A 17,360-nucleotide genomic window follows, 5' to 3' on the forward strand; every position below is an offset into this window, starting at 1 on the left:
AATCTAAAATCAGAAATCTAAAATCTAAAATCACATTTATTCCCAGTCTAAAGCTCTTTTTTTGATGATGTAGAAAAAACCAACTAAAAGTAAAGCCATAAAAACGACCATTTTAAGCATTCCTTCTATACCAAGATCTTTAAAGTTTACTGCCCACGGATAAAGGAAAATTACCTCTACGTCAAACAATACGAACAAAATTGCTACCAGAAAATATTTTACAGAAAAAGGAATACGGGCATTACCAACAGATTCGATACCGCACTCGAAGTTTTTATCTTTTACTTCAGAGGTTCTTTTTGGGCCTAATTTTCCAGAAATAATGATTGTTCCTACCACAAAACCAACAGCCAGAATGAACTGCATTAAGATAGGAATGTAACTGTATTGATCAGATTGCATAAGCTTAGCTTTTTTACTTAAAGAATAAGCCACAAAGATAACTTTCAACTATGTAAATCACAAACTAAAGGGAGATATAAGTACACCATGAAAGCGCGTTTATATGTAATTTTTATTGATTATAAATAACACATGCTTTTTTTAATATTTTTTTAAGAAATGGACAAAAAAAAACGTCTCGAAATAAATCGAAACGTTTTTAAAACCATTCAGAGGCAAAAAAAATAAATTGCTATATTTTTCTTAGATTACTGCTACTTTAGCAGCAACTTTCCCTTTTCTTCCTTCTTCTTCTTCATAGCTTACACGGTCTCCTTCGCGTAATTCTTCCGCGTTAATTCCTGAAGCGTGAACGAAGATGTCCTTTCCTGTTTCTTCGTCTGTAATGAATCCATAACCTTTAGATTCATTGAAAAATTTTACTGTACCTGTACGCATTGTAATTGTAATAATAATTTATAATAAAGCAAATGTAATATATAAATTCATACAAAAGACATCTACCTGTTAATTTTTTGTAAAAATTATTGATTTCCAGTGTTTTTACGTAGTTTATTGCATCAAATTATATATGAAATACCATAATTTGAGAATCGTTAATTGTAAGAATATTAAAAAGATGAACTTGTAGGAATTTAATATTTGAATAAGTGTAAATCAGCCCATTATTTTTTGTGACTTTATTACATAAAAAAACAGCTGAATTTTCAGCTGTTTTTAAATATTTAAATTTCTATTAATTATATAGAATCAATTTTAATGTGTAATTCTTTCAATTGAGATTCATCAATTGTTGATGGAGCATCGATCATCACATCGCGTCCTGAATTGTTTTTAGGGAAAGCGATAAAATCTCTAATAGTTTCCTGACCGCCTAAAATGGCAACCAATCTATCTAAACCAAAAGCTAAACCACCGTGAGGAGGCGCTCCAAATTGAAAAGCATCCATTAAGAAACCAAACTGTGCTTTTGCTTCTTCTTCAGTAAATCCTAAATACTTGAACATTAACTGCTGTGTTGCTTTATCATGAATACGAATTGATCCGCCGCCAATTTCGTTTCCGTTTAAAACCATATCGTAAGCATTGGCACGAACTTTTCCCGGTTCTGTTTCTAACAAGGCCATGTCTTCTGGTTTTGGAGAAGTAAACGGGTGGTGCATTGCGTGGTAACGACCGCTTTCTTCGTCAAGTTCCAATAATGGGAAATCAACAACCCATAATGGAGCAAATTCTTCAGGATTACGCAATCCTAAACGAGTTGCTAATTCCATACGAAGTGCAGAAAGCTGCGCACGTGTTTTGTTAGCAGGACCAGAAAGTACAAAAATCATGTCTCCAGGATTTGCTTCTGTAGCTTTTGCCCAGTTTGCTAAATCATCATTATCGTAGAATTTATCTACAGATGATTTGAAAGTTCCATCTTCATTGCATTTTACATAAACCATTCCAGATGCTCCAACTTGCGGACGTTTTACCCAGTCAATTAATCCGTCAATTTCTTTACGGGTATAATTTCCTGCTCCCGGAACAGCGATTCCCACCACTAATTCAGCTGAATTGAAAACAGGGAATTCTTTATGCTGTGCAAATTCGTTTAACTCACCAAATTTCATCCCGAAACGGATGTCCGGTTTGTCATTTCCGTATGTTTTCATAGCATAGTCGTAAGTAATTCTTGGGAATTTTTCTACTTCTATACCTTTAATTTCTTTTAATAAATGTCTTGTCAAACCTTCAAAAACATTTAAAATGTCTTCTTGTTCAACAAACGCCATTTCGCAGTCGATTTGTGTAAACTCCGGCTGACGGTCTGCACGTAAATCTTCATCACGGAAACATTTCACAATTTGGAAATATTTATCCATTCCACCCACCATCAATAATTGTTTGAAAGTTTGTGGGGATTGTGGCAATGCATAAAACTGTCCTTCGTTCATACGGCTTGGTACAACGAAATCTCTTGCTCCTTCTGGAGTTGATTTGATTAAATAAGGAGTTTCAACTTCGCAGAAATCTAAATCAGATAGATATTTACGAACTTCCATTGCTACTTTATGACGGAACAATAAACTGTTTTTTACCGGATTTCTACGAATATCTAAATAACGGTATTTCATTCTGATATCTTCACCACCGTCAGTTTCATCTTCAATTGTGAAAGGAGGCGTTAAAGCAGCATTTAAAATCGTTAATTCAGAAACTAAAATTTCGATTTCACCAGTCGGAATGTTTTTGTTTTTAGCTTCACGCTCAATAACAGTTCCTTTTACCTGAATTACAAATTCACGACCAAGAGTTTTGGCTAATTCAAAAACGGTTTTATCGGTACGACTTTCGTCGAAAATAAGCTGTGTAATTCCATAACGGTCGCGTAAATCGACCCAGTTCATAAATCCTTTATCACGTGATTTTTGAACCCAGCCCGCAAGTGTAACTTCGGTATTAATATTTGAAGCGTTTAATTCGCCGCAATTATGACTTCTATACATAATCTCAATTTTAGACTGCAAAAGTAAACACAAAATTCAAATTAATATAACAAAGTGTGCAACTAGATGATTATTAATTTAAAATATTTTGTTAATTCTGAAATTTTGAACTTGTAATTTCTTTAGATTTGATGTACTAAAACAAACTTTAATACTATGAAGAAACTTCTTATTGCAGGTTTAGTGCTTTTCAGTGCTTTGAATATCAGTGCACAATCTAAAAAGTATGTAACTTTTGAAGCAAATATCGCCAACAGAAATACTGACATTATAAAGATTATTAATGAAGGCAGAGTAATCAAAACCATCTATGTCGATAAGAATGGTATTTTTAAAGATACTCTGGTTGTTGATGGAGGCAGAAGCCGATTATATGATGGTGTAGAATCGACAGAATTGTTTCTAAAAAACGGTTACGATATAAAACTGAAAATGGATGCCAAACAATTTGATGAATCTATTGTTTACACTGGTAAAGGAAGTGCAGAAAACAACATTTTAGCGCAGCGTATTTTAGCCGATGAAAAACTTTATGACAATAGTGTTGCTTCTCTGGACGATGCTGCTTTTAATAAGTTGGTCGATGCAAAAAAAGCCGGCGATGCTGCTCGTTTAAAAGATAAAAATCTAGATCCGGAATTTGTAAAAATTGAAACAGAAAATGGAGCTAACGCAATTGCAGAAATCTCTCAATATCGTAAAGAAGCTCAGGATATTGCAAAAATGAACAATAAACCTTCTCCAGGTTTTGATTATGAAAACCATAAAGGAGGTAAAACCAAACTTTCTGATTTAAAAGGTAAATATGTTTATATTGATCTTTGGGCAACGTGGTGCGGACCTTGTAGAGGAGAAATTCCATATTTGCAAAAAGTGGAAGAAAAATATCATGGAAAAAATATTGAGTTCGTAAGTATTTCGATAGATACACCAAAAGATCATGATAAATGGCAAAAGTTTGTAACCGATAAACAACTAGGAGGGATTCAGTTATTTTCTGATAATGAATGGAAATCGGAGTTTGTAACAAGTTATAATGTAACCGGAATTCCGAGATTCATTTTAATTGACCCAAAAGGTAATGTTGTCGATGCAAATGCATCAAGACCCTCTTCTCCAGACCTTGAAAAGCAGTTAGATTCATTATTGAACTAATTTATGCATTAAATTTATAACGTTATCGTAGTTTTAGTTTTTTGCTAAAACACCAGTAAAACCAATGCCTCAGCGTTGGTTTTTTTGTTTTTTGGAAATTTCCAATGTTAAGTTTTTATTCAATGTTACCAAATTGTTAAGTAAAAGTTTTTTTAATGTAAACAATTAACTATATTTGATAATGATTTCTTAACATTAATACCTAAAGATATGAAAAAGAGTGTAATTTTAGCAGCGTTGTTGTTCTCTGGAATATTAGCTGCACAAGAAGTGAATCCTGAATTAGAAGCTGTTGGAAACAAAGTAAAAGCTACTTATTATTATGATAATGGCAGAGTACAGCAAGAAGGCTTCTTTAAGGATGGTAAATTAGATGGTGTTTGGGTATCTTATGATGAAAGAGGAAATAAAAAAGCCATTGGAGAATACACAGACGGAGTTAAAACTGGAAAATGGATTTATTTTAATGACAACAATAACTTAAGTGAAGTTGCTTATGTTGACAATAAAGTAGCCTCAGTTAAAAACTTACAGAAAAATGCTTTAGCAAACAGAAACTAATTAAGTTTCGACAATTTATAAGAAAGAGGCTGTCTCGATTTTTGAGATAGCCTCTTTGTTATTTTTATATGTTTCCTTGTTCTGTAGGAACATTTCATTGGTAGAAAATTATATTATTATAATGGATTACGTTCCGTAGGAATGTTTGATTTATACATTTTTAATAATCAGACCTATCAAACGTTCCTACGGAACGCAAATGGGTTGGCCTTTTTTTTCTACCTACGAAACATTCCTATGGAATGATAATTAGGAGATCAACAAATAATTATAGTAAAAGAGCTGTTTGACTTTTAAGACAGCTTTTTTATGCCCGTTTTTTAGATTTTTTTCTTCTTCCAAACCAAATTATAAAACCGGTTACAGGTAAAGCCGAAGCTATTAAGCTTACTGTAAAAGCAATAATTTTTCCGGGTAAATCTAAAATTTGTCCTGTGTGGATTCCGTAATTCATTTCGACAACCTGAAGGCCTAAACTTTTTGATTGATACGGGTCACTTTGAATTAATTTTCCGTCTTGCGGATGAAAATAATAATTACTTTGATGATCGTATCGTAAGGCATGAGGATATGCTCCGGTGTTGATCATATCACCTTTTTGCTGCGGATATATAACAAAAAGCATTTCAGCTTTTGGTTGCAATTTCATGGTTTCAATAAAAGCCCGATCGACAGCTGTTATAGAATTAGAATCGAATTTTGTTGTGTCGATTACTGGCGCTTTTGTTTCTGCAGTTTTGTCTCCACCAAAATTGAATGTTTTGTAAATTCCGTCGCCAACCCATTCGTAGGTAAAAGTTAATCCGGTTATGGCAAGAATAAGTGCAATCAACGAAATGTAAAAACCAGAAGTATTGTGCCAGTCATAATTAACACGACGCCATCTTGCGGACCATTTTACGGTGAAACTTCTTTTAACATCGCTTCTTCGTTTTGGCCACCATTGTATAATTCCTGAAATCAATAAAATAATAAAAATTAGGGTTGAAACGCCAATAATATGTTTTCCGATATAATCCGGCAGAAGCAAATACAAATGAATATATTCAACAATGATGAAAAAATCGGTTTTGGGATTTTCAGTTTTTAGATATTCTCCAGTGTATGGATTAAAATAGAGATATAAATTTTCGGTATCCGAATAGGTGAAAACAATTGCAGAACGATTTTTTCCATAATAGGAAACCATCGACTGTTTGTTCTTTGGAAGAATTTCTTTTGCTTTTTCCTGTAAAACAGATGGCATTAAAAAAGGTTTGTTTTGAGGTTCAACCAAACGCCATTCTTTTCGGGTAATGTCTTTTATTTCATCATGAAAACAGAATATGCAGCCCGTAATACAGACTATAAAAACAATAAGCCCGGAAATTAATCCGAGCCATTTATGTAGAAAACGTATTTGCGTTTTAAATCCCATTTTTTGATTAAAAGCGTAAAAGTAGACGCAAAATCAATAGAGGGCAAATAATTTATGCTAATTTTAAGCTATTGCTCAAAAAGTAAAAAAAGTTAGCCACGAATTTCACAAATTTCCACAAATTTAATTCGTGCAAATTCGTGCAAATTCGTGGCGGAAAAATTTAAATTTTTGTTTCTGCAACAACTTCTTTTTTAGGCTTTAAATGATATGCAGTATAAAGTGATATGGAAGCCAAAGCAATCCAGAAAACATCAATAAAGAAAATCTGAATTTTGTGTTCCATAAACGAAGTCCAAAACCAATCTCCGGAAACAATTCCGTTTGTGATTGGAATTAGGAAACCTAAAATACTTCCAGAAATTAAGCAAAACTTATTCGTAAAATCATCATTCTTTTTAATGATAAACAATACAGTTAATATAAGCCATCCACCAAAATATAAACTAAACAAGTTAGACTGACTTAAAGGGTAAAATATTTTTGAACCGATAAAAGCCAAAGCGGTAATAGGGTACATACTCAAACAAATTGCCAGATAAATACGAACAACTGCAGCATTGAAACGTCTTTTCTTTTCAGGTAAATTATTTTTTTGTCTTGCCACTAACCAAATCATAACACCGGAAATGATAACAAAACAAGTTATAATTCCCAAAATGAAACTGACAATTTTTAGAGCATATCCGCCGTAATCACCAAAGTGAATTCTATATAAAACATTTTTTACAACATCAATATAGCCATTTTGAGTAATCGGGTTTTTGCGGGCGACTTCTTTTCCGTCAGCAATACGGTATACTACTTTTCCAATTCCGGTAAATTTTTTGTCGCTCAATAATTCGCCTTCAACTAAAACGTGCATGTTGGCATCGCCATAATTTTGAATAAAAACTCGGGTAATTTCAAAATCAGACCAATTGCTTTTTGCTTTGGAAACTAACTGATTGATATTAAAAGGCGTCGCTAATTTTTTGTTGTCAAATTTAAAATCAGGATCGTTGTATTCTAATTCTTTATATAATTTGTTTTCGTCACCTTTATAAAAAGCCATCACAGCGGGCGCAACGATTAAAAGTTTAATCATGAAAAATGCTCCGGTTACAGCATAAACAAACTGAAACGGAAGTCCAATCATTCCTAATGCTGTGTGCGCATCTGTCCACAATGTTTTTAATTTTTCCTTTGGACGGAAAACATAAAAGTTAGAAACGATTTTTTTCCAATGCAATAAAAGTCCGGTTACAATGGCAAATAAGAAAAACAAAGCCGTAAATCCTGAAAGATAATAGCCAACCGGATACGGAATCTGAGCCAGGAAGTGCAGACGATATAAAAACTCACCTAAAGAATAAGATTCTTCGTAAGTGTAGGATTTGAATTTTTTGTTGTCCAGATAAAAGAAAGTACCTTCTTTTTGTTTGGCTGGAGCCAAAGTATCTTTGGTACCTTCCATATAAACGGCAACTCTATTTTCTGTAGAAGGTTTAGAGATCGTTATATTTCTTCCGTGTAGAACGTATTCTTTATCAAGATTTTTTAAAGCTTTATTGTAATCTAATTCAATTTCTTTTGTAATGGCGGTAGATTCGCTTCTTTCCCAGTTGATGATTTCATCTCTAAAAAAAGAAAAAGACCCTGCAAAAAAGATCACAAAAAGTACAACACTAATTACAATTCCGCTAACGGTATGTGTATGAAAATAAATATTATAATGGCGATTATTCATAAGGATTACGCAACGGGATTATAAGTTTGACCAAGATAAATAAGAGCAGAAAAAACTAAAGTAAGAAGAAGGTAAATTCCCCAAATTTTCAATCCGCTTTTGGCTAAGAAAGCCAAGACCATCAAAACAACCCAAAGTATAAATCCGCTAAAAGCCATTGTCATTAAAACTTCCGGACGATTAAACCAGGAAGCTAAAGCTAAATGGAAAGTGACAGAAACAAAGTAACCACCTAAAATTGCTGCGGTAATTTTGGCAAAACGAGGCCAAAAGGCAGGAGTTAAATATTTTGAATTTGCTGGCATTGGTCAAAAAAGATTAATTGTAATAAAGTTCTAATAAAGCAACAAGAATCAGGATTGTTAAAAGTGCTTTACTGTTTACTTTTTTTAATGGTCTAAGAATGATAATTAAACTCCCAATTGCCATTAACTGAATAAAAAACATTAAAGTTCCGCCTCCTAAAGACTGTGTAAAAAGCCAGATGGCATAAGCTGTTACAAGAAGTATTAAACCAGTAATTTTAGTTTGTTTTGGATTTTTCTGCATCCATTTTTCAAAACCAAAATCATACGATAATGCGGCTCTTTTTGAAGTGTAGTAAAGTGTATAAAAAGCTAAAAAAACGATAAGGCTTGCTATTGTTATCATGATTTTACAGATTGAATTAAATTATCGCTTAGTTTATAAAAGGGATAATTTTAAATTGTTTTTGATTCTGCAAATCTAAGTCATGAATGCCAACAATGCAAGCTATTTTTATTTATTCTAAATTAAATTTTAAAAATAAAGTGATTTAATTCGGTACTATAAATAAAAAAACCTGCTCAAATAAATGAACAGGTTCTGTATATAATTGAAAAATTATTCTGATTACAATTCTAAAGCACGTTTAGCATCGCCATTCATTAATAATTCTAATTAAAGATAACTATAAATATTTCTTTAAAATTTCTTCTTTTAGTTTTGGTATCTCAGCAATTTTATTTTCCAAAACTTTAATTTTTCCCTCTATTTTTTCAATTTCCAAAACTATTTTTTGTTGTTCCGAAATTGGCGGAACAGCTATTTTGATCCCTTGAATTCTATCAATTGAAGCTCTTTTTGTTCTAGAAAATTCAAATGCTTTGCCTTCTTTTTCTAAAATAAATGCTAAATATTTTTCATTAACAGAGCCATCTTTTACTCTCAAAACACCACAATGATCAGTTGGATAAAATGGATAATCTTTTGGAAGATGATTTACCATCCAATCACCATCAATTCCCCATAAAACGGATGGTTTGCTAAAATCTTCTATTAACAATTTATCAATGCTTCCAAATGGCTCTATGACATTGGCACTATAAACAGGAATTTTACCATTTTCTACAAACTCGTTTTTTAGCACTCTTTTTCCAATAGAAACTTGAAAAATATTTTCGTCGCTCAACCTAATTATTTTATCTGCTTTTGATTCTGCTTGATTAAATAAGTTTAGAATAGTTTTTTTATATTTTTCAATTTCCTCTTTTGTTTTTTCTCCTTTTGTTTCAAAAACTTCAATTTCCGAAACTATCTTTTTTTGAATATCTAAAGGAGGAAGAGGGATTTTGAAGTTCAATAAATCATCTTTCGATAAATTATATTGGATACTTCCAAAACCTAACTGCTTCAATTGTTCTCTTGTAGTTATTGATTTTAATATACAATTTAAATAGATCGGATTTATTTTTGCTAAATCAAACTTAATAAACTTACCAACTCTTTGGTTTAAAAGATATACTTTATCAGTTTTATTATTAAAAATAGTAGGGATTGCAAGTAAATTTAATTCATTGTTCATGTCAGTCATAGCAATCACTACATCACCATTTTTTAAAATATAATCTTCATATTTATTTCTAAAATCATCAGGTAAATAAGTTTTCTTATGCTCTAAATCAAGAATTCCTTCTAACCTAATATTAGCCTGTCTAAAGTTTAAAGTATTAGATTTTTGAATATAATCAGAGCTTTTAAACGCAAAACCATTCTGTAAATCTACGAAAGAACCTATACGAACTATATCCCATTTACTATCGACATTAACTTTTTTTTTAATAGTTGTAGAAATTGCATTCTCAAATTCTGTTCGATCAAAATTCAACATATCAACTAAATCTTGTTTAAATACATTCTTTTGAATCGAATTTTCAATGTCAAAATTAAAATTACCTTGTAAAGCTTTGTAAATATATGTGCTAGCTTTTGTGTAATCTTCTAAATCATTTGAATTGTATAATTTAGTACAATTGTCAATACTTTTTCCTTTTTGAATTGGATGCATTCCTTCAGATCCTCTTCTTGAACTAAATTCATAGCCTAAAAACCTTTTTTCATCATCTTTTTTTCCAGTCTTAACTATAACGACTTTCTGTTTTACAGTTATAATAAAATACAATAACTTTGTCTTTTCAAGAGAAATTAAAGTTTCCCAAAAATCTTTATCTTCCTTGAATTTTATCTTACTTCTGTATTCATTATAAAGTTCATGTTTTTGGATTATATCGTTAGGTGATTTTCTTAATAATGTAATATAATCATTAAAAGAAATTTCACCCCAAACATGATTAATGTATTTTGAAACTGGATTAATTATTCCGTTAATAGTTATATCTTGTAAAACATCGAAAAATGTATCTAATGATTTAATCCAATCAAAAATCAAATTATTATTTCGCCTTCTTAGAAATAAAATAACCGTCTCTGTTGGAGTGGCCATGAATGTACTTTTACCTAACTCTGTTATCGCTACAATATCAAAATAATATAAAATTATTTCTCTAGTTTTAGATTGAATCCCTTTAGTGTTCAGAATTGAACTAGGTAATACAATAGCAGCGATACCATCGTCTTTCAATAAATGTTTTGTTCTTTCAATAAACAAACACTCAATATCATCACTATTATCTGAAAGATAGGGATATAAAGCAAATTCATTTTGTGCGCCAATATATTCTAAATCATCTTTACAATCATTTACAGAATATGGTGGATTTGATAGAACTAATGAAAATTTAGCTTTTGTAGAATCTTCCAGATTTGTGTTGTCTTTTAATAAGCCTTTATAAGTTTTAGAAGTTTGAAAACTATCAAGACCATCACCGTGAATAATTTGTGCCACACCATCACCATAAAAATAGCATCCTACTTTTGCTACTTTAACTAAACGGTAGTCTTTTTCTATTCCATAAACATATTTTGCCGCCCATTCATAAGGATCAGCCTGCCAAGATTTTACTTGTTTTATTGCTTTTGGAAAGAAATTTTTCATTTCATTCTCCTTGAAAGCATTTATAATATCTTGATATTCTTCCATTGCTTCTGTAATGAAATGCCCGCTTCCTGCTGCATAATCAATTATTGCAGGTAATTCAGGTGCCTCTTTGTTTACTTCTTTTTCTATCATTTGTTTAATAGGTAAAGAGCGAACAATGAATTTAGTAATTGGGGGCGGTGTAAAATACTGACCTACTTCTTGTTTCAATCCTGTGGTCAGTAATTTTTCGAAGAAATCAGACAAATGTTGTTGCTTTCTTGGGTAACGAATTTGATATTTTTCTAAAAGTTTTACAACATCTTTTAATACACGTTGATTTTCATCAAAACTAGCGTCGTCTAAGACTTCTTTTATTGCTAATATATTATTGAATTTTAAAACTTTTTTCTTTTTTTCAAGAAGTTCCTCAGGCGAATTCGCTTTGAAATCTTTTCTCGTCGATTCCTTCAATTTCTTTTTGAAGAAAAGCAAATAAACCATCTTTATGTAAATTAATCAAACGAACTTGAAAATCAACAGCATTATCATCTTCTCTCCAATGGAATTCTAATTCGTCATTTTCTCTCTTAGCTTCATCATATAATTTTGCTAAAAAAAGATTAAAGATTTTATTAAACGCATTTGGCTTATCTGATACTGAATGTTTACGAAGTATGGAAGCAAATTCATGGAATATTTTTGTGCTTTCTGTTTCGTTTAATTCTTTTAAATCAGCTTTTGTAAATTTTTTGCTTTTAAAATCATAAGGTTCGTTTTCCCAAACACCTTGATGCTTAGTATTCTTGTTCCAAAGAGTATGGAAATCTTTTACAGTTGGAGCAATCCTGTGTTCTTCTTCGATTTTTACAATTTCATTTTTGTAAACAAGTTTATCTTTTTCAAGTTTAGAAGTGTAAAGCATTAGAATTTCAGCACTTTTATCTTGCTGAAAATAAGAAAAAAGTTGACCTCCATCTTTTTTCATTTTTTTTAATTCATCATCAAACTCTTTTCCAAAAGTTTTACACTCTATCATGAGATAAGCTTTATCATCCTTTTTTACAAGAATATCAAGCCTTCCTTTTTCTTGACGACCAAGTTTCCATTTTGGTTCTAAAACAAGGTTTTCGGGTTTGTAGCCTTTTTCAAGTAGACGATTAACGCATTCCAAAACTACCCAATCTTCGGGTTTTGTGATGTTTTGTGAATCTTTGCCGTGCACTTTTATTTTACCGCCGAAATAAAAAGTCTGTCTATCAAAATCTATTTCAATAATATAACCGTCTTGATATTTTTTAATAAAAATATCTGTTGCGTTTTCTTTAGGTTGAAAACCAATTACTTCCGCCAAATTTTTCATGTTATATTTAATTATAATTAGTAAAGGCAAAAATATAATAAAAAAAAATTAATTTTCACACATGAGTTGTAAAAATATACAACACATATTAACTAAAAAATCCCGTTTGATTTTTCAAACGGGATTCTTATCATTTAAATAAAAAAATTACAATTCTAAAGCACGTTTAGCATCGCCATTCATCAATAATTCTAATGGGTTTTCTAAAGCTTCTTTCACAGCAACTAAGAAACCAACAGACTCACGTCCGTCGATAATTCTGTGGTCGTAAGAAAGTGCAACATACATCATTGGGTGAATTTCAACCTTTCCGTTTACAGCAATTGGACGCTCAATAATATTGTGCATTCCTAAAATTCCTGATTGAGGAGGGTTGATGATTGGAGTACTTAACATACTTCCAAAAACACCACCATTTGTAATTGTGAAAGTTCCACCTGTCATATCATCAACAGTAATTTGACCATCACGAGCTCTTAAAGCTAATCTTTTGATTTCAGCTTCAATTCCACGGAAAGTTAATAACTCAGCATTACGAACAACAGGAACCATTAATCCTTTTGGTCCAGAAACTGCGATTGAGATATCAGCAAAATCGTAAGCGATTTTGTAATCACCATCCATCATTGAGTTAACATCTGGGTATAATTGTAAAGCTCTTGTAACTGCTTTTGTAAAGAATGACATGAAACCTAAACCTAAACCACCATGTTTAGCTTTGAAAGCGTCTTTGTATTCATTACGAATTTGGTTAATTGGCGTCATGTTTACTTCGTTGAAAGTAGTAAGCATAGCCGTTTCGTTTTTAGCCGAAACTAATCTTTCTGCTACTTTACGACGTAACATTGATAATTTTGTACGCTCAGTTCCACGGCTTCCACCAGTTGGAGTTCCCATAGAAGGTACTGCATTTACAGCATCATCTTTAGTGATTCTTCCACCTTTACCAGTTCCTGAAACTGTAGCCGGAGCAATATTTTTTTCGTCTAATATTTTTCTTGCTGCAGGAGATGGAGTTCCAGCTGCATAACTTGTAGCTGCCGGAGCTTGAACCGGAGCTGTTTTTGGAGCCTCAGCTTTTACTTCTGCTTTTGGAGCTTCTGCCTTTGGTGCCTCAGCTTTAGGTGCTTCTGCTGCCGGAGCGCCGCCTGCAGGTTTTGCTGCATCAGTATCAATTAAACAAACTACAGCGCCTACAGCTACTGTATCACCTTCTTCAGCTTTAAGTGTAATAACACCGCTCATTTCAGCAGGTAATTCAAGAGTAGCTTTATCTGAATCAACTTCAGCAATAGCCTGATCTTTTTCTACATAATCTCCGTCTTTTACTAACCAAGTTGCAATTTCAACTTCTTTTATTGATTCCCCTGGTGATGGGACTTTCATTTCTAAAATCATCTTTGTTTTTGTTTAAGGTTTTTATGGTTTCAATCCCGATAGCTATCGGGACTGAAACTTGAAACATTTTCTTTTTATCTGAATAAATTTTTATCGAATACCATTCTAATTGCATCTGCGTGACGACGTTTTGCACGTGTGTAACTTCCAGATGCCGGAGCAGCGTATGCTTTTAATGAAGCCAATCTCCATTTTACAAGATCAAAGTTCATCAACATAAAGCTGTAAGCTCCCATGTTTTTAGGTTCTTCCTGAGCCCAAACATAATCATCAGCGTTTGGATATTGTGCGATAATTGCTTTTAACTGCTCAACTGGTAAAGGGAATAATTGCTCGATACGAACAACTGCAACATCAGTTCTTCCGTTGTTTTCTCTTTCTGCAACAATGTCATAGTAGAATTTACCAGTAACAAAAACTAATGTTTTTACTTTCTTTTTATCTACTGTATTGTCATCAATTGTTTCCTGAAAACTTCCTGTCGCTAATTCTTCAACTGTAGATACGCATCTTGGATCACGTAATAAACTTTTTGGAGAGAAAACTACTAAAGGTTTACGGAAATTCGTTTTCATTTGTCTTCTTAACAAGTGGAAGAAGTTGGCTGGCGTTGTACAATCGGCAACATACATGTTTTGTCTTGCACAAAGTTGTAAGTAACGCTCCATTCTTGCAGAAGAGTGTTCTGCACCTTGTCCTTCATATCCGTGAGGCAATAATAAAACAATACCGTTTTGGTTGTTCCATTTGTCTTCACCACATGAAATATATTGGTCAATCATAATTTGAGCTCCGTTAGAGAAATCTCCAAATTGTGCTTCCCAAATTGTTAACGCTTTTGGATTTGCTAATGCATATCCGTAATCAAAACCTAGAACACCGTATTCAGATAAAAGTGAATTGAATACGCCGAATTTTCCTTTTTTGTTTTCGATTCCGTCTAATAAAATTACTTCTTCTTCAGAATCTTCCACTTTTACTACAGCGTGACGGTGAGAGAAAGTTCCTCTTTCAACATCCTGACCAGAAATACGAACGTCAAATCCTTCTGTTAAAAGTGAACCGTAAGCTAATGCTTCAGCAGTTCCCCAATCAACAGTATTGTTATCGTATCCAGTTTTTCTGTCCGTAACAATTTTAGTTATTTTACTGATGAATTTTTTATCAGCTGGTAAAGTTGAGATTGTATTGATGATAGAATCCAATCCTTTTTTGTCAAAAGTAGTATCTACTTTTTGAAGCATTTGCGTATCTGTTACCTGAACAAATCCGTCCCATTCGTTTTTCATGAATGGAGTTATGATTGTTAAATCTTTTTTACGAGAAGCTTCTAAATTTTCCTCTAAAGCAGATTTGTATTCTTTTTCTAAAGCATTTACATAAGATGCATCGATTACGCCGTCTGACAATAATTTCTCTGCATAAATATCTCTTGGATTTTTATGTTTTGCGATGATTTTATATAAAACCGGCTGCGTGAAACGAGGTTCGTCACCTTCGTTATGACCGTATTTTCTGTATCCTAATAAATCGATAAATACGTCACGTCCAAATTGCATTCTGTAATCTAATGCAAAAGATACTGCGTGTACAACTGCCTCTGCATCATCAGCATTAACATGTAATACCGGAGATAAAGTTACTTTAGCAACATCTGTACAATAAGTAGAAGAACGAGCATCTAAATAGTTAGTTGTAAAACCAACCTGATTGTTAATTACAATATGAATTGTTCCTCCAGTTTTGTAGCCGTCAAGCTGCGCCATCTGAATAATTTCATATAAAATACCCTGACCTGCAATTGCAGCATCTCCGTGTACCGCGATTGGTAATACTTTAGAGAAATCTTCTGGGAAATATTTATCTTGTTTTGCTCTTGTAATACCTTCAATTACAGCTCCAACCGTTTCTAAGTGAGAAGGGTTTGGTGCTAAATTGATGTTGATGCTTTTTCCAGATCTTGTTTTTTTGTCGGCAGTAAGACCTAAGTGATATTTTACGTCACCGTCAAAATATTCCTGATCGTAATCTTTACCGTCAAACTCACCAAAAATATCCTGAGTAGATTTATTAAAGATGTTTGCCAAAACGTTCAAACGACCACGGTGCGCCATTCCCATTACGAATTGTTCAACACCTTTTTCGGCAGCCTGCTCGATCAAAGCATCTAAAGCTGGGATAATAGATTCTCCACCTTCTAGTGAAAAACGTTTTTGTCCAACATATTTAGTGTGAAGGAAGTTCTCGAAAGAAACAGCTTCGTTTAATTTATTTAAGATTGTTTTCTTTTCTTCTGTAGAGAAATTTGGCTGGTTCACATTAACCGCCAGTTTTTCCTGAATCCATTTTACAACGCCAGGATTCCTGATGTACATATATTCAATACCAATATGCTGGCAGTAAATAGCTTTAAGACGATTTACGATAGCTTCTAATGAAGAAGGCGGGATTCCGATTGTCTGCGCAGCATCAAAAACAGTTGGAAGGTCAGCAGCTGATAATCCGAAATTCTCAATATCTAAAGTAGGAGAAGAAGTTCTACGGTCACGGACAGGGTTTGTTTTTGTAAACAAGTGTCCGCGCGTACGGTATCCATCAATTAATTTTAAAACATTAAATTCTTTTTGCAGTTTGTCTGAAACCTGACTGTAATCTGTGTTTGGGCTAGTCACATACTCAACAATAGTCTGCACTGGATTTTCGTCATTATAAGTCGTTTGTCCAAAGTCAAAACCTTGAAAGAAACTTCTCCAGCTTGGCTCAACGCTGTCTGGGTTAACTAAATATTGATCGTATAATTGTGCAAAGAACTCGGTATGCGCTGCATTTAAAAATGAAAACCTATCCATAATATTAGTGAATATACTTTTTGTTAAATAGAAAGGCAAAAGTACAACAATCGACTTTATTTAAACCTTTTTTTTACGTACTTTTACGTAAAAATTTGTTAAAATAAACGTTAACTATGAAGAAAAAACATTTTTCAATCGATTGCAGATCTTTTTTTGTGATTTTGACAGTCTTATTCTCATGTTACGCAAATGCGCAGCAAACGTATGTTATTGATAACAAAAACCATTTCTGGGATAAAGTGCAGTTTGGAGGCGGACTCGGTTTAGGAATTGGTTCTGGTTATACAGACATCTCAGTAATGCCAAGCGCGATTTACAATGTTAACGAAATTGTTTCCTTTGGTCTTGGTTTACAATTTGGTTACTTAAACTCAAAGGACTATTATGAATCGTATGTTTATGGCGGAAGTTTAATTACGCTTGTAAACCCAATTCCCGAAGTTCAATTATCTGCCGAATTAGAGCAGGTAAGAGTAGATACAAGATATGAAGCCAACATCAACAGACCCGCTTTTTCTGATAGTTATTGGAACACCGCTTTATATCTTGGAGCTGGTTACAGAACCGGAAATGTAACTATTGGCGCCCGTTACGATGTTTTATATGATCCTGATAAAAGTCTTTACGGATCTGGATTTATGCCTTTTGTGAGGGTTTATTTCTAGAAGTTGCTAAGGTTCTGAGATGCTAAGTTTTTAAGTTTTGAATTGCGAA

General features: G+C 32.8%; 14 protein-coding genes. 3 read left to right on the top strand and 11 right to left on the bottom strand.

The window, feature by feature from the left end:
- Positions 1 to 36: 36 nt before the first annotated feature.
- The 3 genes from FLAPXU55_RS07425 to aspS all read right to left on the bottom strand — a co-directional run bounded on the left by FLAPXU55_RS07425 (position 37) and on the right by aspS (position 2,894).
- On the bottom strand, positions 37 to 402 hold the full coding sequence (locus tag FLAPXU55_RS07425) for an NADH-quinone oxidoreductase subunit A (protein ID WP_053471573.1): 366 nt from the start codon (positions 400 to 402) through the stop codon (positions 37 to 39).
- Between the two features lie 243 nt (positions 403 to 645).
- The gene (locus FLAPXU55_RS07430) at positions 646 to 840 is read right to left on the bottom strand and encodes a cold-shock protein (protein ID WP_007137066.1); all 195 of its coding nucleotides are present in this window, start codon (positions 838 to 840) and stop codon (positions 646 to 648) included.
- A gap of 302 nt (positions 841 to 1,142) precedes the next feature.
- On the bottom strand, positions 1,143 to 2,894 hold the full coding sequence (gene aspS / locus FLAPXU55_RS07435) for an aspartate--tRNA ligase (RefSeq protein ID WP_180857153.1): 1,752 nt from the start codon (positions 2,892 to 2,894) through the stop codon (positions 1,143 to 1,145).
- A gap of 156 nt (positions 2,895 to 3,050) precedes the next feature.
- Here aspS and FLAPXU55_RS07440 point away from each other — a divergent pair, with 156 nt between their 5' ends.
- A complete protein-coding gene (locus FLAPXU55_RS07440; RefSeq protein WP_180857154.1) occupies positions 3,051 to 4,049 on the top strand; it encodes a TlpA family protein disulfide reductase in 999 nt (332 codons plus the stop codon).
- Positions 4,050 to 4,259: 210 nt separating this feature from the next.
- Positions 4,260 to 4,610: a toxin-antitoxin system YwqK family antitoxin gene (locus tag FLAPXU55_RS07445; RefSeq protein WP_180857155.1), complete on the top strand. Its 351-nt coding sequence runs from the start codon at positions 4,260 to 4,262 to the stop codon at positions 4,608 to 4,610.
- Between the two features lie 307 nt (positions 4,611 to 4,917).
- On the opposite strand, the gene FLAPXU55_RS07450 is transcribed toward FLAPXU55_RS07445, so the two are convergent.
- The 8 genes from FLAPXU55_RS07450 to FLAPXU55_RS07485 form a co-directional block, all read right to left on the bottom strand.
- On the bottom strand, positions 4,918 to 6,027 hold the full coding sequence (locus tag FLAPXU55_RS07450) for a PepSY-associated TM helix domain-containing protein (RefSeq protein ID WP_180857156.1): 1,110 nt from the start codon (positions 6,025 to 6,027) through the stop codon (positions 4,918 to 4,920).
- 163 nt (positions 6,028 to 6,190) lie between these two features.
- Positions 6,191 to 7,756 (bottom strand): PepSY-associated TM helix domain-containing protein, encoded by a 1,566-nt coding sequence (locus FLAPXU55_RS07455; protein ID WP_180857157.1) that lies wholly within the window; start codon positions 7,754 to 7,756, stop codon positions 6,191 to 6,193.
- A gap of 5 nt (positions 7,757 to 7,761) precedes the next feature.
- Positions 7,762 to 8,061, bottom strand: coding sequence for a hypothetical protein (locus FLAPXU55_RS07460; RefSeq protein WP_053471539.1), 300 nt, complete (start codon positions 8,059 to 8,061; stop codon positions 7,762 to 7,764).
- 13 nt (positions 8,062 to 8,074) lie between these two features.
- Entirely contained in the window at positions 8,075 to 8,407 is a 333-nt protein-coding gene (locus tag FLAPXU55_RS07465) for a hypothetical protein (protein WP_180857158.1), read from the bottom strand.
- A 280-nt stretch (positions 8,408 to 8,687) separates the two neighbouring features.
- Positions 8,688 to 11,507 carry a restriction endonuclease subunit S gene (locus FLAPXU55_RS07470; protein WP_180857159.1) on the bottom strand — a complete coding sequence of 940 codons (2,820 nt, stop codon included), beginning with the start codon at positions 11,505 to 11,507 and terminating at the stop codon, positions 8,688 to 8,690.
- Positions 11,464 to 12,396, bottom strand: coding sequence for a type I restriction enzyme HsdR N-terminal domain-containing protein (locus FLAPXU55_RS07475; RefSeq protein ID WP_180857160.1), 933 nt, complete (start codon positions 12,394 to 12,396; stop codon positions 11,464 to 11,466). The genes FLAPXU55_RS07470 and FLAPXU55_RS07475 overlap by 44 nt, the downstream gene beginning before the upstream one ends.
- Positions 12,397 to 12,543: 147 nt before the next feature.
- Entirely contained in the window at positions 12,544 to 13,794 is a 1,251-nt protein-coding gene (odhB, locus tag FLAPXU55_RS07480; RefSeq protein WP_180857161.1) for a 2-oxoglutarate dehydrogenase complex dihydrolipoyllysine-residue succinyltransferase, read from the bottom strand.
- A gap of 74 nt (positions 13,795 to 13,868) precedes the next feature.
- A complete protein-coding gene (locus FLAPXU55_RS07485) occupies positions 13,869 to 16,643 on the bottom strand; it encodes a 2-oxoglutarate dehydrogenase E1 component (RefSeq protein ID WP_180857162.1) in 2,775 nt (924 codons plus the stop codon).
- A gap of 116 nt (positions 16,644 to 16,759) precedes the next feature.
- Between FLAPXU55_RS07485 and FLAPXU55_RS07490 the strand changes: the two genes are divergently transcribed.
- A complete protein-coding gene (locus FLAPXU55_RS07490; protein ID WP_180857163.1) occupies positions 16,760 to 17,311 on the top strand; it encodes a hypothetical protein in 552 nt (183 codons plus the stop codon).
- Positions 17,312 to 17,360: the final 49 nt, after the last annotated feature.

It is taken from the genome of Flavobacterium panici (assembly GCF_903819335.1).
GTDB lineage: Bacteria > Bacteroidota > Bacteroidia > Flavobacteriales > Flavobacteriaceae > Flavobacterium > Flavobacterium panici.

Excerpts from the sequence above, each read along its gene's own strand:
- FLAPXU55_RS07460 (WP_053471539.1), bottom strand. The coding sequence starts at position 8,061 with ATGCCAGCAAATTCAAAATATTTAACTCCTGCCTTTTGGCCTCGTTTT.
- FLAPXU55_RS07455 (WP_180857157.1), bottom strand. The coding sequence starts at position 7,756 with ATGAATAATCGCCATTATAATATTTATTTTCATACACATACCGTTAGC.
- FLAPXU55_RS07475 (WP_180857160.1), bottom strand. The coding sequence starts at position 12,396 with ATGAAAAATTTGGCGGAAGTAATTGGTTTTCAACCTAAAGAAAACGCA.
- FLAPXU55_RS07425 (WP_053471573.1), bottom strand. The coding sequence starts at position 402 with ATGCAATCTGATCAATACAGTTACATTCCTATCTTAATGCAGTTCATT.
- aspS (WP_180857153.1), bottom strand. The coding sequence starts at position 2,894 with ATGTATAGAAGTCATAATTGCGGCGAATTAAACGCTTCAAATATTAAT.
- FLAPXU55_RS07445 (WP_180857155.1), top strand. The coding sequence starts at position 4,260 with ATGAAAAAGAGTGTAATTTTAGCAGCGTTGTTGTTCTCTGGAATATTA.
- FLAPXU55_RS07440 (WP_180857154.1), top strand. The coding sequence starts at position 3,051 with ATGAAGAAACTTCTTATTGCAGGTTTAGTGCTTTTCAGTGCTTTGAAT.
- odhB (WP_180857161.1), bottom strand. The coding sequence starts at position 13,794 with ATGATTTTAGAAATGAAAGTCCCATCACCAGGGGAATCAATAAAAGAA.
- FLAPXU55_RS07490 (WP_180857163.1), top strand. The coding sequence starts at position 16,760 with ATGAAGAAAAAACATTTTTCAATCGATTGCAGATCTTTTTTTGTGATT.
- FLAPXU55_RS07450 (WP_180857156.1), bottom strand. The coding sequence starts at position 6,027 with ATGGGATTTAAAACGCAAATACGTTTTCTACATAAATGGCTCGGATTA.
- FLAPXU55_RS07485 (WP_180857162.1), bottom strand. The coding sequence starts at position 16,643 with ATGGATAGGTTTTCATTTTTAAATGCAGCGCATACCGAGTTCTTTGCA.
- FLAPXU55_RS07465 (WP_180857158.1), bottom strand. The coding sequence starts at position 8,407 with ATGATAACAATAGCAAGCCTTATCGTTTTTTTAGCTTTTTATACACTT.
- FLAPXU55_RS07430 (WP_007137066.1), bottom strand. The coding sequence starts at position 840 with ATGCGTACAGGTACAGTAAAATTTTTCAATGAATCTAAAGGTTATGGA.